Below are 15,311 nucleotides of genomic sequence, written 5' to 3' on the forward strand. Positions count from 1 at the left end.
GAGCTTGCGCAAGCTTATTGTGGTGAGCGGGATTGCCACAGGTTACGAGTAGTCCTCAGATCACGTGGGCACGCTGCAACTCGGTCAAGGCCCGCGCCTTGAGCCGGGCCAGCAACGGATCACGCCGATCCCTCGGGTGCGGCAGGTCGATCGTCAGCTCCTGGCGGATGCTGCTGGGCCGGTTGTCCATCACCAGCACCCGGTCACTCAGGTACAGCGCTTCGTCCACATCATGGGTCACCAGCAACAGGGCGATGGCGTGGTGCGCGGCCAGTTGCAGCAGCAAGTCCTGGAGCTTCATGCGGGTGAAGGCATCCACCGCACTGAACGGTTCGTCGAGCAGCAACACCTGCGGACGTGAATACAGGCCGCGTGCGATCGCCACCCGCTGTGCCATGCCGCCGGACAACGCCTTGGGCAGCGCCTGGGCGAAGCCCTTGAGGCCGACTTCCTCGATCAATTGTGTGACCCAGGCCCTGTCGTAGCGGTTGTCATCGCTGAAACCAATGTTCTGCTCCACCGTGAGCCAGGGCATCAGGCGCGGTTCCTGGAACACGAACGCCACGTCGCCGTCAGGGCTGCGCAGTTCGCCCTGGAAGTCCTTTTCCAACCCGGCGACGATCCGCAGCAGGGTACTTTTGCCACAGCCACTGGGGCCCAGCAGGCTGACCGCTTCGCGCGGCTGCAAGGCCAGGCGTACGTCTTTCAACACGGTGGTGCTGGCAAAGCTTTTACGCTCCACCCGAATGTCCAATAACGGCTGCGTACTCATTGTTCCGCTCCTTGGCCGGTGAAGGTGTCGCGCCAGGCCAGGCAGCGTTTCTCCAGCGCCGCGAGCAGGCCGTCGCTGACCTTGCCCAGTAGCGCCAATACGATGATGGCGGCCAGCACAATGTCGGGCCGTGAGGTTTCCCGCCCATCGCTGAGCAGGTAACCCAAACCCTTGGTCGCCGCGATCAGTTCGGCCGCCACGAGGAACATCCACGCCAGGCTCAAGCCACTGCGCAGCCCGGTGAACAGGCCGGGCAGGGCCGCGGGCAGCAGGATCCGGCGCACCAGGCGGCGGCGACTGAAACCGTACATTTGCCCGACTTCCACCAGCTTGCGATCAATATCGCGAATCGCCGCGACGCCATTGAGGTACACCGGGAAAAACGCGCCAATGGCGATCAGCACAATCTTCGAGGTTTCATCGATGCCCAGCCAAAGCAGCAGCAAGGGCACCCAGGCCAGGCTCGGGATCGAACGCAGGCCGGCGAAGGTCGGCTCCAGGTAGGCTTCGGCTTCACGGCTCAAACCGACCCAGGCGGCAAACACCAGGGCCAGGCTGGCGCCGATGGCAAAGCCCAGCAGCACGCGGGCGAGGCTGGCGCTGATGTGTTTCCACAAGGCGCCCTCGGCCAGGTCGGTGAGGGTCACGGCGATCTCGCTGGGGGCCGGCATCTGGTAGGACGGCAGCCAGCCCACCCGCACGACCACTTCCAGGATCAACAGGATCAGCACCGGCAGGACCAGGCCTTTGAACCGTCGTGGCCAGGCGCTGCGCTGGCTGACCGCGGGGACCGGAAGGGGCAATGCCTGGCTTTTGCTGGTCATCGCGCGCCCCTTATTGCTTCGACAGGGTTTGGCCGAACGAAGGGTCGATCAGTTGATCGATCACCTGGTCCACATTCACCCCGCGACGCACCAATTCCTCGGACACCAGGATCGGCGCCGCCGCCTTCGACGACTGCACATCCTTGGCGCTCAACAACGGCGTGCTCAGATCGGTGCGCGACAATTGCAGCTTGGCCACTTCCAGCGGCAGGCCGGATTCATCCGCCAGCAACCTGGCGAATTCATCGGGGTGCTTCACCGCCCAATCCCGGGCTTTTTCATACGCCCCGAGCACCTTGGTGATGGTCTGTGGGTGCGCCTTGGCGAACTGCTCGGTGACGCTCACCACGCCATAGCTGTTGAAATCCTTGTTGCGGTACAGCAGGCGCGAACCGGCCTGGATTTCACTCGCGGCCATGTGCGGGTCGAGGCCGGCCCAGGCGTCCACGTCACCTTTTTCCAGGGCGGTGCGGCCGTCCGGGTGTTGCAGGTGCACCAGTTCCACGTCGTCTTTTTTCAGCCCGGCCTGTTGCAGGCTGCGCAGGGTGAACAGGTACGGGTCGGTGCCTTTGGTCGCGGCGATTTTCTTGCCCTTCAGGTCGCTGACGCTGTTGAGCGGCGAGTCCTTGCGCACCACCAGGGCGGTCCACTCGGCGCGGCTGTAGACGTACACCGATTTGATCGGGCTGCCATTGGCGCGGCTCAACACGGCGGACAAGCTTGCGGACGAAGCGAAATCCACGCCGCCGCTGTTGAGGTATTCCAGGGAGCGGTTGCTGCCCTGGCTGAGTACCCAGCCGACCTTGCTGTGGGGCAGGGCCTGTTCCAGCCAGCCGAAGTGCTTGAGCACCAGGCTGACCGGCGAGTAGTAGGCGTAGTCGAGGTTGACTTCGGCGGGATCGGTTTCGGCGGCATAGGCATGTGCCTGCAGGCTCAGGATGAGGGCGCAGGCGCCGAGTAGACGCTGGGTGAAGGGTTTCATGGAACAGCTCCGGACAAGGCGTTGAGAGAAGGCTTTTCTTATATTCAGAAAGATGATTTTTAATGTCTCATCATGCTTTACAGGAATATGCAGTCTCTATGCCAAGGTTACCGCTACCCCGCGTAGAGATCGTCTTAACCGTAAATATCGCCTTATCCAAATCCGCAGCTGCTACGGGGGTAGCAAATTGTTGATCGGCTGTTGGTGGGGCAACAGTGCGCATATATTTTTATGGAATAAATAAAGAGTTATATATTCCTTTTAATGTTCTGCGTGATGGCGCACTTTGAGGGCCTGCGCATTCGTGCGGATTGACCCAACAGCCAAAAGGAAAGCCGACATGACCATTAAAGCGATCAACGTGCGCAACCAGTTCAAGGGTGTGATCAAGGAAATCCTGCTGGGGGAGGTGGTGTCCGAAATCGACGTGCAAACCGCGTCCGGCATCGTCACCTCGGTGATCACCACCCGCTCGGTGCGTGACCTGGAATTGAAGGTGGGCAGCGAAGTGATTGCCTTCGTGAAGTCCACCGAAGTGTCCATCGCCAAGCTGTGAAGCCCACCGGATGTGGGAGCGCTGCTCCCACATCCATAAAGCCTGCCTCAGCGTTGCTGCAGCGCACGCTCCATACGTTGCAGACCCTCTTCCAGCAAAGCCCGTGGGCAGCCGAAGTTCAGGCGCACGAACTGCTGGCTGTCGTCACCGAATTCGATCCCCGCACTCAGCCCGACCTTGGCCTGTTCGAGGAAGAACTGCTGTGGGTCGTCCAGGCCCAGGGCGCTGCAGTCCAGCCAGGCGAGGAAGGTGCCTTGCGGCGCATGCATCACCACGCCGGGCAAACGGGTTTGCACGGCGTCGAGAAGGTAATCGCGGTTGGCTTGCAGGTAGTGCTTCAGCGCGTCGAGCCATTCACCGCACTGGCTGTAGGCAGCGCGGGTGGCTTCCAGCCCCAGGGGGCTGACGCTGTCGACCATGCCGCAGCGGGCCTGGTTGAAGCGCTCGCGGATCTCGGCGTTCTGGATCACCGCAAAGCAGGTCTTCAGGCCGGCCACGTTGTAGGCCTTGCTCGCCGACATCAGCGTGATGGTGCGCTGGGCAATCTCAGGGCTAAGGCTGGCGGTGGGGATGTGGCGGCGGCCGTCGAAGCACAGTTCGGCGTGGATTTCGTCGCTGATGATCAGCGCGCCGTTTTCCAGGCAGGCAGTGGCCAGGGCCAGCAGTTCTTCGCGGGGGAAGACCTTGCCGATCGGGTTGTGCGGGTTGCTCAGCAGCAGTGCGCCGGCGCCGCTCAGGGCCTCGCGCAGGGCGGGCATGGGGGTGACGTATTCAGCGTTGTTCAATTCGAACGGTACTTCGATGCGCGGCAGGTTCCAGTGGCCGGGCGCCAGGCGAATCGGCCGGTAGTTGGGGGTTTGCAGCACCACCGGCTGGCCCGGTTGGACGAAGGCGTGCAGCGCCATATTGAAGCCAGGCTCGACGCCGGGCAGGAACAGCAGGTCGTCGGGCTGCACGCGCCAGGCGTACTTGGCCCACAGGTCGGCCACGATGGCCTCGCGTACATCCGGGCCGGCCACGCTGTAGCCGAGAATCTGCTGGTCGAGGCGCGCGTGCAGGGCCTGCAGCACGGCGGGCGGCGCGGCGATGTCCATGTCGGCGATCCACATCGGCAACACATCGGCCGGGTAGCGGTTCCACTTGGTGCTGCCGGTGCCGAGGCGGGGGTGGATCGTGTCGAAATCAAAGCTCATGAAGGGGCTCGTGTCAGGGAGGGCAGGCGGGAATGGCGATGATTCTAACGGGATAAAATCCAGATGCCAGCCCCGTCTTTACAGGCCCTGGCTGCCCCGGATCAAGTCATACGCCTTGCGCGCAATCGGGTTCGCCGTATTCGGCCGAATCCACAGGTAATACGTGACCTCCGGCAACCTCGGCAACCCATCCGTTTCGCCCAGCACGCGCATGTCCGGGCCGAGCATTTCCATGCTGCGCGGCGTCACCCCCAGGCCCGCGCGAGTGGCCGCTTTAATCCCGATCAGGTTCGACGCCAGGTACGCCTGGCGCCAGGGAATGTTCGCCCGTTCCAGCGCCTCCAGCGCGTAGCGCCGGTAGATGCTCGGCTCATCCACCAGGATCAGCGGCAGCGGCTCGCTCGGCTGGTGGATGTACTGCGCCGAACAGATCCACCACACCGGCGACGTACGCAGCGCAAAGCCTTCCAGGTTCGGGTCGGCGCGGGTGGAGATCACCATGTCCACCTTGCCCCGGTGCAGGTCGTCCATCAGGAACGGACTGCGGCCCACGTCGATCTCCAGGCGCAGGCGCGGCGCCGAGCGGGCGATATGGCTGAGGATCGGCGGCAGGATGGTGTCGGCAATATCGTGGGGCGAGCCGATGCGCAGCACACCGCTCAGGCTGCTCTCGCGCAGGGAATTCAAGGCATCGTCATTCAGCGCCAGCATCTGCCGCGCATGGCGCAGCAGTTGCAGGCCGGGCTCGGTCAGTTGTTTTTGCCGGCCGCGCTTCTCGAACAGGCTGACCCCCACTTGCTGCTCCAGGCGCTGCATATGCTGGGTCACGGACGACTGGGTGCGCGCCAGGTGCGTGCCGGCTTCGGCGAAACTGTGGTGGTCGACCACGGCGATAAAGGTGCGCAGGAGTTCAAGGTCGAGGGTCGACATGGCCATTTCCAGGGGCGGTTTTATATCAAGGACGTGAAGTTAAACATTACAGATATTTATGCTTTTCTGGAGATTATTTTTGCGTGGGTCAATAAATAAAGGGTTATGCCAAAAACGAAGGCGGGGCGGACACGGCAAGTTATAACGATATGAGATATTTGCATTTCCGTTGCCCGCGCACTCTCCCTAGCATGCCCCTCCATCAGGTCGGGGTACGCCGATCATTCGCCAGGGGGAAGTCCAATGATGTTGAAGAAATGGTTGCCGGTGGCCCTGGGGTCGATGATCGCCCTGGGCGGCAGTGTGGCGGCGCAGGCCGATGCGACCCTGGACAAGATCGAGCAGCGCCATGTGCTGGTGGTGGGCGTGTTGTTGTCCGGCGGGCCGTTTGGCAGCATCGATCCGGCCACGCAACAGCCCAAGGGCTTGAACGTCGACCTGGCCAATGAGCTGGGCCGTCAACTCAAGGCCGAAGTGCAACTGGTGCCGGTATTGCCGGCCAACCGCGTGCAGTTCCTGCAACAGGGCAAGGTCGACCTGCTCATCGCCAATATGGAATGGACCGCCGAACGCGGTGAAATCCTCGGCTTCGTGCCGACGCCGTTCTACCGCGTCGGCGGTGCGGCTGCGGTGCTCAAAGACAGCCAGATCACCCGCTGGGAAGACCTCAAGGACCAACCCGTGTGCACCTCCCAGGGCAGCAGCTACGTCAAGCCGCTGACCGGGTTCGGCGCGCAACTCAAGGCGTTCAAGAGCTCGTCCGAATCGCTGCTGGCCCTGCGGGGCAACAACTGCGTCGCGGCGGTACACGACTCTACCCTGATCAACCCGTTGATCAACGACAGTGCCGAATGGAAGGACTACCGCGTCCTTGGTCCGGAGCTCAACCCGGCACCGTCGGTGATCTGGACCCGTCGTGGCGAGAATGACACCCAGGCCAGGCTCGACCCGATCGTCAAGGAACTGCACCGCAGCGGCTGGCTGATCGACGCCCAGACCCGCAACCGCATCAGTCCGGCATCACCGGCCCTGGTGGAATTGCAGAAACAGTTCAAGGGCGCCTGAGCATGAACCTGAAAACCTTCACCGCACTCGGCCTGGCCCTGTGCGCGGGCCTCGCCCATGCCGACGCCACCCTCGACAAGATCCAGCAACGCCACGTCGTCAGCGTCGGCGTGATCCTCAGCGGTCCGCCGTTCGGCACCATTGATCCCAAGACCGGCGAACACCTGGGCTACAACGTCGAGCTGGCCAAAGGCATCGGCCAGGCGCTGGGTGTCGAGACCCAGACTGTCTCGGTGCTGGCGCCCAACCGCGTGCAGTTCCTGCAACAGGGCAAGGTCGACATTCTGATCGCCAATATGCAGTTCACCGAAGAGCGCGCCGAAATCCTCGACTACGTGCCTACGCCCTATGAAGAAGTCGGCGGCGCTGCGTTGATTCGCAAAGGCGCCGGCATCCAGCAGTGGGCCGACCTCAAGGGCCAGCCGGTGTGCGTGTCCCAGGGCAGTAACTTCATCAAGCCTTTGCAGGAGACCTACGGCGCACAGATCAAGGCGTTCCGCAGCCAATCCGAATCGCTGCTCTCGCTGCGTGGCAATGGTTGCGTGGCCGCCGTACATGTCAGCCCGACCATGCATGCGCTGCTCAGCGATGCCGAGTGGGCCGGTTATGAAATCCCGTTGCCTGGCGATTTGATCCCGTCGAAATCGGTGATCTGGATTCGCAAGGGCGAGCACGACACCCAGGCCAGACTCGATGCCATCGTGAAGAGCTGGCATAAAAGCGGCTTCCTGATCGCCCTCGGCGAGCGCACCGGCATGGCGCCGTCCCAGGCCTTGCGCGACCTGCATGAGCAGTTCAGCCATGAGTGATGCGCTGTTCGCCACCTTGCAACAACTGCTCGGCGCGGCCCATGTACAAACCAGTGATGAGGCGGCGCACCGCCTCACCGATAAACAGGGCCGTTATAGCGGGCGGGTGGTAGCGGCGGTGCACCCAGGGAATACCGAAGAAGTTGCCGCGGTGGTGCGCGCCTGTGTGGCGTTGAAAGCGCCCATCGTGGTGCAGGGCGGCAACACCGGCCTGATGGCCGGCGCGACGCCGGATGCCAGCGGGCGCTCGGTGTTGCTGTTGCTCGACCGCATGAACCGTGTGCGCAATGTCGATACCGACAATGACACCCTCACGGTAGAAGCCGGCTGCATCCTGCAAAACGTCCAGGACCTGGCCCGCGAGGCCGGCCGTCTGTTTCCGTTGAGCCTGGGCGCCGAAGGCAGTTGCACCCTCGGCGGCAATCTCGGTACCAATGCCGGCGGCACCGCCGTGCTGCGCTATGGCAACACCCGTGAGCTGACCCTGGGCCTGGAGGTCGTCACCGCCGAAGGCGAGATATGGGATGGCCTGCGCGGTTTGCGCAAGGACAATACCGGCTACGACCTGCGCGACCTGTACATCGGCAGCGAAGGCACCCTTGGCATTATTACTGCCGCCACCTTGAAGTTGTTCCCGCTGCCCAAGGCCCAGGCCACCGCACTGTTGGCCTTTGATGAGCTGGCCCAGGCGGTGGCGTTCCTGTCCCACGCCCGTGCCGGTTTTGGCGCCAATCTCACCGCTTTCGAATTACTCAGCGCCGATTGCCTGGCCTTGCTGCGCGACCAGTTCCCTGAAGGCCCCCAGCCGTTCAGCAGCGCGCGCCAACCCTGGTTTGCCTTGATCGAACTCTCGGATAACCATGGCGAAAGCCATGCCCGCGAGGCTTTTGAACACGTGCTTGGCGAAGCCTTCGAGCACGAATTGATCGCCGACGCCCTGATCGCCGAAAGCCTGGCGCAAAGCGACGCCTTGTGGCTGCTGCGCGAGAACATGAGTGAGGCGCAGAAACGTGCCGGGGGCAACATGAAGCACGACATCTCGGTGCCGATTTCTCAGGTGGTGGCCTTCGTTGCCCACACCGATGCAGTGCTCCAGGAACATTTCCCCGGCGTGCGCAACTTCACCTTTGGCCATCTGGGCGACGGCAACCTGCATTACAACGTGGCCCATCCGCTGGATTCGACGGTGGAGGCGCATATGGCCCATTACGCGCAATTGAGCGCGCTGGTGCATGACAGCGCCCACGCCCACGGCGGTTCGATCAGCGCCGAGCATGGCATCGGCCAGCGCAAGGTCGGCCTGCTCGGCCGCTATAAAAGCCCGGTGGAGCTGGACCTGATGCGCCGCATCAAGCAGGCGCTGGATCCGCACAACCTGCTCAACCCCGGCAAAGTCCTCGAGGTTCAGCCATGACCGTACGCCTGTCCCGGCGCGTGCAGCGAGTGTCGCTGTCCGCCAACGCCGCGGCCAAATCCCGCGCGACTGAATTGCGCGATGCCGGTCGCGACATCCTCGACCTCACCACCGGCGAGCCGGATTTCGACACGCCCGAGCACATCAAGCAGGCCGCCTGCGCAGCCATCGCTGCCGGTGCGACCAAATACACACCGACGCCGGGCGTTAAAGCCTTGCGCGTCGCGGTGCAGCGCAAGCTGGCCGAAGAAAACCAACTCGACTACCCGCTGGCGTCCATCGTGATTGCCAATGGCGCCAAGCAGATCATCTTCAATGCCTTCGCCGCTACCCTGGATGACGGTGATGAAGTGCTGGTGCCGACGCCGTACTGGCCGTCTTTCCCGGATAGCGTGCGTTTCAATGGCGGCGAACCGGTGTTTATCGAATGCGGCCTGGAGCAGGGCTGCAAGCTGCTGCCGGCGCAATTGGAGCAGCACATCGGCGCACGCACACGCTGGCTGATCCTCAATGGCCCCGGCAACCCCAGTGGCGCGGTGTACAGCGAAGCCGAGCTGCAGGCGCTGGCCGAGGTGCTGCGGCGTCATTCCCACGTATTGATCCTGCTGGACGAGCTGTATGAACACATCCGCTTCGATGGTCGCCCGGCGCAGAGCCTGTTGAATGTCGCGCCGGATTTGCAGGCGCGCTGCCTGCTGGTGGGCGGCGTGTCCAAGACCTACGCCATGACCGGCTGGCGCATCGGCTTTGGGGCGGGGCCGAAAACCCTCACCGACGCCATGGCGGTGGTGCAATCCCAATCCACTTCCGGCGCCTCATCGGTGGGGCAGGCGGCAGCGTTGGCGGCGTATACCGGCGGGTTGGACTTCCTCGCGGAGCAGGTCGCAGCCTATCAATTGCGCCGCGACATGCTGGTCGAGGCGCTGAAAAACATCGATGGACTGGACGTACTCGAGCCCCAAGGCGGCTTCTTCGTCTTCGTGCGTTGCGCCGGGCTGGTGGGGCGTTCTCGTCCGGACGGCCAGCGTATCGACAATGACGCCGATGTGGTGGCCTGGTTGCTGGAGGAAGGCGTGGCCGGCGTGGCGGGCAGTGCCTATGGCCTGTCGCCGTGGTTCCGCCTGTCCATCGCCACCGCGACCGACAGCGTTGCCGAAGCCGGGCGGCGTATCGTGACAGCCTGCGGAAAATTGCAATGATGGAGCTTTTCGTCGATTGGGCCGCGCGTATCGGCCTGAACTACACCTTCCTGCTCGACGCCTATCAGCGCGGCAGCCTGGTCCAGGGCGCGCTGACCACCGGCCTGCTGTGCCTGTTCACCATCCTCGGCAGCTTGCTGGCGGGGATCACGCTGGCTGCGATGCTGACCTCAGGCAACCCGTGGCTGGCCAAGCCGGCGCGGGTGTTCGTGGAAGTCACGCGCAACACGCCGACGCTGGTGCAGCTCTATTGCGCGTTCCTGGTGTTGAACATGCTGCTGACCCAGGCGGTCGGCGCGGCCAATCCGCTGACGCCGTTTGCCTGGGTGGTGATCGTGATTTCCCTGCACAAGGGCGCGTTCCATGCCGAGGCCCTGCGCGCCGGCATCGAAGCGGTGCCGGCCGTCACGCTGGAGGCCGCCAGCTCCCTGGCCTTCAGTCGCCGCCAGTTGCTGTGGAATGTGCAGTTGCCCCTGGCGCTGCGCTTTGCCTTGCCATCGCTGATCAACAACCTGATCGACCTGGTGAAGATGACCGCCGTGGCCTCCGCGATTGCGGTGGGCGACATCACCTACGCGGCGATCATGATCTGGACCCAGAGTGACAACGTGCTGGAGCTGATGCTCCTGATCCTGAGCTTTTTCGGCCTGCTGAGTTTTATCGTCAATTGTGTGGGGCGCTGGCTTGAAGCGCGCCTGAGGATGCCCGGCTATGGCCATTGATTCATTTCCCGTGCTGTCGGCGTTGTGGCAATGGTCGCCGGCGCTGGTCGCAGGCTTTGGCCAGAACATTCTGATCAGCCTGCTGGCGATCGGCATTGGTTCGGTGCTGGGCCTGTTGATCGGTGCATTGGCATTGTCGCCCCTGGGCTTTGTGGCGCGGCTGTGGGTGCAGGTGTTTCGTAATGCGCCATGGCTGGTGCTGATCTACTTCACCACCTATGTGTTCCCGTTCGAGATCCGGATCGGCAGCGGCTACGTGTCGTTCCCCGACTGGGTCAAGGTCACTATCGGCCTGGCCTTGCCGGCCAGCGCCAATGTCGCGGAAATCTTCCGTGGCGCCATCGGTTCGATCCCCAGCACCCAATGGGAAGCCGCGCGGTCCCTGGCGTTCACCCGTGGCCAGCTGTTTCGCTCGATCATCCTGCCGCAGTGCTTCAAGCGCATGTTGCCGCCGTGGATGAACCTCTACGCGGTGGTCACCATGGGCACCGCGCTGGCCTCGCTGGTGGGCGTGCATGATGTGATCGACACCGCGCAGATCGCCAGCAACACCGTGAACATGACCGGCTTTACCGTGGTGATCTACCTGAGCCTGCTGGTGCTGTTCTTTGCGTACTGCTACCCGATTTCCCGCCTGACCCAACACCTGGAGCGCCGTTATGCCTTCTACTGAACCCCTGGTGAGCCTGCGGGATGTGCACTTGTCGTTCGGCGCCAACCCGGTGCTCAAGGGCATCGACCTCGACGTGCTGCGCGGCCAGGCCGTGTCGATCATCGGCCCGTCGGGCTCGGGCAAGTCCACGATCCTGCGCTGCATCACCGGGCTGTTGCAGCCCCAGCGCGGCAGCATTCGCGTGGACCAGACCCAGGTCGACAGCCTGGTCCAGGAAGCCCAGCGCATCGAGTTGCGCAAGCGCGTCGGCTTTGTGTTCCAGCAATACAACCTGTTCCCGCACTTGTCGGTGCTGGAAAACCTGGTGATCGCCCCGCGCAAGGTGCTCGGTCGCAGCCGTGCCGATGCGGAAAAAGACGCGCGGGCGCTGCTGGCCAAGGTGCGCATGGAGCACAAGGCCGATGCGTACCCGGGCCAGTTGTCCGGCGGCCAGCAGCAGCGCGTGGCGATTGCCCGCGCCCTGGCGATGCGCCCGGAGCTGATCCTGTTTGACGAAGTGACCTCGGCGCTCGACCCGGAAACCGTCGGCGAAGTGCTGACGGTGATCCGCGAGTTGACCGAAGAGGGCATGACCTGCGTGCTGGTCACCCACGAAATGCGCTTCGCCGAAGAGATCAGCGACGTCGTGTACTTCACCGAAAACGGCGTGATTGTCGAGCATGGCAGCGCCGCGCAGATCTTCCAGAACCCTGGCAACGAACGCACCCAGACGTTCCTGCGCCATGCCTTGGGCGATTCGGGGCGCCGTGGCCCCATCCACCATGACCCGTACCTGTTGACCCATTTGAGCCGTTACAGCCTGTCAGTCTGATAAGAGGAAAACCGTGATGAGCAACGCAAACCGTGCCGCCGTGATCGAGGCGTTTTTGCAGCAGATCCGCGTCATCAACCAGCGCGGCGTAGACCGTGCGGCCCTGGTGGACATCGTCGGCCTGCTGGAGCAATTGGCCGAGCGCCGCGACCTGTTCAACTTCGAGGCATTCCCCGCACCTGTGCCAGGGCAGGGCAGCAGCGCATTCCGCTATCGCCTCAACGACGACGGCGATACGCCGACCCTGTACCTCAACTCGTTGTTGCCGGGCAAAAGCACGCTCCCGCACAACCACGAGACCTGGGCGATCATCAGCGCGGTGGAAGGCCAGGAGATCAACTACGTCTATGCACGCAATGACGAAGGCCGCGAACCGGGCTTCACCACCCTCAGCCTTGAGAAGGAAGTGATTGTGCAGCCGGGCACGTCGATCTCGTTCCTCGGTGAAGACCTGCATGGCATCAAGGTTGAAGGTGAGCAGGCAACGTTGCATTTCCACCTGTATGGCTTGCCGCTGGAATCCCTCAATGGCCGCTACGGCGTGGACGCGGACGGCCGCATCCTCAACTACAACGCCTCGCAGATGGCGCCGTCGATCAAGGCCTATGCCTGACGCGTTGCAGTCACTTTTCTCTTAATTGTTGGGACTTCCATGAGCCAGACCATCACCCCACTTCAACTGCAGCAATGGCTGTTCGATGGGCAGGAAATCGCCGTGTTCGACGTGCGTGAGCACGGGCAATACGGCGAAGCCCACCTGTTCCATGGGGTGAACCTGCCCTATAGCCGCCTGGAGCTGGAAGTACGCCGCCTGGCGCCCAACCCGCAGGTGCGGCTGGTGATCTATGACCAGGATGGCGGCGAGGTGGCGGCGCTGGTTGCCGCGCGTTTGCAGGCGCTGGGCTACCGCCGCGTGCATGTGCTGGAGGGCGGTGCCGAGGGTTGGCAGGCGGCGGGGTTGCAGCTGTTTGCCGGTGTGCACGTACCGTCCAAGGCCTTTGGTGAGTTAGTGGAAGAGGCCAGTCACACGCCCCATGTCACTGCGCGGCAGCTGGCGGATTGGCAGGCGCGCGGCGAACCGCTGGTGGTGCTGGACGGACGACCGTTCGAGGAGTACCGCAAGATGACCATCCCCGGTTCCATCTGCTGCCCCAACGGTGAGCTGGGCTACCGTGTACAGGACCTGGTGCCGGATGAAAGCACGCCCATCGTAATCAACTGTGCAGGACGCACCCGCAGCATTATCGGCGCCCAGACCCTGATCAACCTGGGCCTGAAAAACCCTGTCTATGCCTTGGAAAACGGGACCCAGGGCTGGTACCTGGAAGATTTCCAGCTGGAACATGGCAGTACTCGGCGCTATGCCGATCAGGTCAGCACTGACCTGGCTCGGCAGCGCCTGGCTGCGCGGCAATTGGCAGAGCGGGCAGGGGTGGTGACGGTATTGGCGGATCAGGTTCGACAATGGGCCGAGGACGCGCAACGCAGCCTGTTCCTGTGTGATGTGCGCACCGCTGAAGAGTTTGCCCTTGGCTCGTTGCCAGGCGCGCAACATACACCGGGCGGGCAGTTGATCCAGTCCACCGACTTGTATATCGGCGTGCGCCAGGCACGCATCGTGCTGGTGGACAGCGATGGTGTGCGTGCGCCGATTGTCGCCAGTTGGCTGCGTCAACTCGGGCACGAAGCCTATGTGCTCAGCGGTGGTATCGACAGCGGCCTGGCGCTGCCGGTGTTGCCGACGGTGGCGTATCAGCCGTTGCCGCTGATCAGCGCCCAGGCCCTGGCGCTGGAATTGAGCGATGTGAACCTGATCGACCTGCGCCCGAGCATGGCCTACCGCAAGGGCCATATTGCCGGATCCCGCTGGTCGATTCGTGCGCGGCTCAAGACCGACCATCGTCCCTTGGTGCTGGTGGCAGATGACCCGGCATTGGCGGCCTTTGCTGCCGAAGGCCTGTCGGCCAGGTTGCTTGACGGTGGCTTCGCTGCCTGGGTCTCGGCCGGCCTGCCGGTCAACCAAGATCCGCAGACACCGCCCGACGCCGAGTGCATCGACTTCCTGTTTTTCACCCACGACCGTCACAGCGGCAACAAGGACGCCGCGCGCCAGTACCTGGCCTGGGAAATCGGCCTGCTCGCACAAATGAGCAAAGCGGAAATCGCCAGTCTCAAGCCGCTGGTACCTGTGTCGCGGGTGCGCACGCGCTTGATCCATGCCGCGCGTACCGAAAAAGGTCATGGCGGCCGTGCCGTCAACGTACCGATCACGCGCCTGAGCACCGTGCTGTTCGACAACCTGGCGCAGATGCGCGACGCCCGTGCCCGCCGCGACGGCGAGCGGGTGCTGACCTACGGCGCGCGTGGCAACCCGACCTCCCATGCGCTGGAAGACCTGGTCACCGAGCTGGAGGGCGGCTTTCGCACACGGCTCTACGGCACGGGCCTGGCGGCGGCGGCCCAGGTGTTCCTGGCCTACCTGCGCCCCGGCGATCATGTGCTGATCACCGACGCGGTGTATTCCCCGGTGCGCAAGCTGGCACGGGAATTCCTCCAGCCGTTCGGCATCGAGGTCGGCTACTTCGCACCCGATGGCAAGGGGCTGGAAGCGCAACTGCAAGCCAATACCCGGCTGGTCTACGCCGAAGTGCCGGGCTCACTGTTGTATGAGCTGTGCGATCTGCCGGCGATTGCCGCATTGTGCAAGCCTCGCGACATCCTGCTCGCCGTCGACAACACCTGGGGCTCGGGCTACCTGTACCGGCCACTGGCGTTGGGCGCGGATATTTCGATCATGGCCCTGACCAAATACCTCGGCGGCCACAGCGACGTGATGATGGGCAGTGTGTGCACCACACCAGCGGCCTGGCCGGCGCTGGGCAGGATGAGCGACACCTTCGGCAACGCGGTGAGTGCCGACGACGCCTACCTGATCCTGCGCGGCGCCCGCACCCTGGCCTCGCGCCTGGATGTGCACGAACGCCAGGCCGTGGACATCGCCCTGTGGTTGCAGGCGCAACCCCAGGTCAAGCGCGTGTTCCACCCGGCCTTGCCCGGGCATCCGGGGCATGGGTTGTGGCGCCGGGACTTCACCGGCAGCAATGGCTTGGTGTCGTTTGAACTGGTGAATGCCGAGGCCGCCTACGTCGAGCGGTTTATCGACGGCTTGCAGCTGTTCGGCCTGGGCGCCTCGTGGGGCGGCTATGAAAGCCTGGTCACCGTGGCCGACACCGGCGACCGCGAGAGTGCGGCCGACCGTGGGCTGAACCCGGTGGTGCGCCTGCATATCGGTCTGGAAGATGTGGCGGCGTTGATCGAGGATCTGCAACGCGGCTTTGCACGTGCCGTTCTGTGACCGACA

15 protein-coding genes are annotated in these 15,311 nt (G+C 63.5%); 10 read left to right on the top strand and 5 right to left on the bottom strand.

Annotation, left to right across the window (positions count from 1 at the left end; translation table 11 throughout):
- Positions 1-55 precede the first annotated feature (55 nt).
- From BLQ09_RS28530 to BLQ09_RS28540, 3 genes are read right to left on the bottom strand one after another with little or no spacing between them, the layout of a single operon-like run.
- A complete protein-coding gene (locus BLQ09_RS28530) occupies positions 56-772 on the bottom strand; it encodes an ABC transporter ATP-binding protein (protein WP_027607928.1) in 717 nt (238 codons plus the stop codon).
- Positions 769-1,596, bottom strand: a complete 828-nt coding sequence (locus tag BLQ09_RS28535) for an ABC transporter permease (RefSeq protein WP_027607927.1) — start codon at positions 1,594-1,596, stop codon at positions 769-771. The genes BLQ09_RS28530 and BLQ09_RS28535 overlap by 4 nt, the downstream gene beginning before the upstream one ends.
- A gap of 10 nt (positions 1,597-1,606) precedes the next feature.
- Positions 1,607-2,578 carry an aliphatic sulfonate ABC transporter substrate-binding protein gene (locus tag BLQ09_RS28540; RefSeq protein WP_027607926.1) on the bottom strand — a complete coding sequence of 324 codons (972 nt, stop codon included), beginning with the start codon at positions 2,576-2,578 and terminating at the stop codon, positions 1,607-1,609.
- A 340-nt stretch (positions 2,579-2,918) separates the two neighbouring features.
- On the opposite strand from BLQ09_RS28540, the gene BLQ09_RS28545 reads away from it, so the two are divergent.
- Positions 2,919-3,134, top strand: coding sequence for a TOBE domain-containing protein (locus BLQ09_RS28545; protein WP_003173733.1), 216 nt, complete (start codon positions 2,919-2,921; stop codon positions 3,132-3,134).
- A gap of 47 nt (positions 3,135-3,181) precedes the next feature.
- Here the strand turns inward: BLQ09_RS28545 and BLQ09_RS28550 are convergent, their stop codons facing one another.
- Both BLQ09_RS28550 and BLQ09_RS28555 read right to left on the bottom strand, forming a co-directional pair.
- Positions 3,182-4,327, bottom strand: a complete 1,146-nt coding sequence (locus BLQ09_RS28550; protein WP_027607925.1) for a MalY/PatB family protein — start codon at positions 4,325-4,327, stop codon at positions 3,182-3,184.
- Positions 4,328-4,405: 78 nt separating this feature from the next.
- Positions 4,406-5,257, bottom strand: a complete 852-nt coding sequence (locus tag BLQ09_RS28555) for a LysR substrate-binding domain-containing protein (protein WP_370671275.1) — start codon at positions 5,255-5,257, stop codon at positions 4,406-4,408.
- A 243-nt stretch (positions 5,258-5,500) separates the two neighbouring features.
- Between BLQ09_RS28555 and BLQ09_RS28560 the strand changes: the two genes are divergently transcribed.
- Genes BLQ09_RS28560 through metC form a run of 9 tightly spaced genes read left to right on the top strand, consistent with a single transcriptional unit; the run spans position 5,501 to position 15,305 of the window.
- Entirely contained in the window at positions 5,501-6,322 is an 822-nt protein-coding gene (locus BLQ09_RS28560) for a transporter substrate-binding domain-containing protein (RefSeq protein WP_027607923.1), read from the top strand.
- 2 nt (positions 6,323-6,324) lie between these two features.
- Positions 6,325-7,131, top strand: coding sequence for a transporter substrate-binding domain-containing protein (locus BLQ09_RS28565; RefSeq protein ID WP_027607922.1), 807 nt, complete (start codon positions 6,325-6,327; stop codon positions 7,129-7,131).
- Positions 7,124-8,545: an FAD-binding oxidoreductase gene (locus BLQ09_RS28570; protein WP_092359419.1), complete on the top strand. Its 1,422-nt coding sequence runs from the start codon at positions 7,124-7,126 to the stop codon at positions 8,543-8,545. Before BLQ09_RS28565 ends, BLQ09_RS28570 begins: the two co-directional genes overlap by 8 nt.
- A complete protein-coding gene (locus BLQ09_RS28575; protein WP_092359421.1) occupies positions 8,542-9,744 on the top strand; it encodes an aminotransferase class I/II-fold pyridoxal phosphate-dependent enzyme in 1,203 nt (400 codons plus the stop codon). The genes BLQ09_RS28570 and BLQ09_RS28575 overlap by 4 nt, the downstream gene beginning before the upstream one ends.
- Entirely contained in the window at positions 9,741-10,466 is a 726-nt protein-coding gene (locus tag BLQ09_RS28580; RefSeq protein ID WP_027607919.1) for an amino acid ABC transporter permease, read from the top strand. The genes BLQ09_RS28575 and BLQ09_RS28580 overlap by 4 nt, the downstream gene beginning before the upstream one ends.
- Positions 10,456-11,139 (top strand): amino acid ABC transporter permease, encoded by a 684-nt coding sequence (locus BLQ09_RS28585; protein ID WP_027607918.1) that lies wholly within the window; start codon positions 10,456-10,458, stop codon positions 11,137-11,139. The genes BLQ09_RS28580 and BLQ09_RS28585 overlap by 11 nt, the downstream gene beginning before the upstream one ends.
- A complete protein-coding gene (locus BLQ09_RS28590; protein WP_027607917.1) occupies positions 11,126-11,950 on the top strand; it encodes an amino acid ABC transporter ATP-binding protein in 825 nt (274 codons plus the stop codon). The genes BLQ09_RS28585 and BLQ09_RS28590 overlap by 14 nt, the downstream gene beginning before the upstream one ends.
- A gap of 16 nt (positions 11,951-11,966) precedes the next feature.
- Positions 11,967-12,563 carry a cysteine dioxygenase family protein gene (locus BLQ09_RS28595; protein WP_092359423.1) on the top strand — a complete coding sequence of 199 codons (597 nt, stop codon included), beginning with the start codon at positions 11,967-11,969 and terminating at the stop codon, positions 12,561-12,563.
- Positions 12,564-12,602: 39 nt separating this feature from the next.
- Positions 12,603-15,305 carry a cystathionine beta-lyase gene (gene metC, locus BLQ09_RS28600; protein WP_092359425.1) on the top strand — a complete coding sequence of 901 codons (2,703 nt, stop codon included), beginning with the start codon at positions 12,603-12,605 and terminating at the stop codon, positions 15,303-15,305.
- The last annotated feature ends 6 nt before the right edge of the window (positions 15,306-15,311 follow it).

It is taken from the genome of Pseudomonas sp. NFACC25 (assembly GCF_900100935.1).
Taxonomy (GTDB): Bacteria; Pseudomonadota; Gammaproteobacteria; order Pseudomonadales; family Pseudomonadaceae; genus Aquipseudomonas; species Aquipseudomonas marginalis.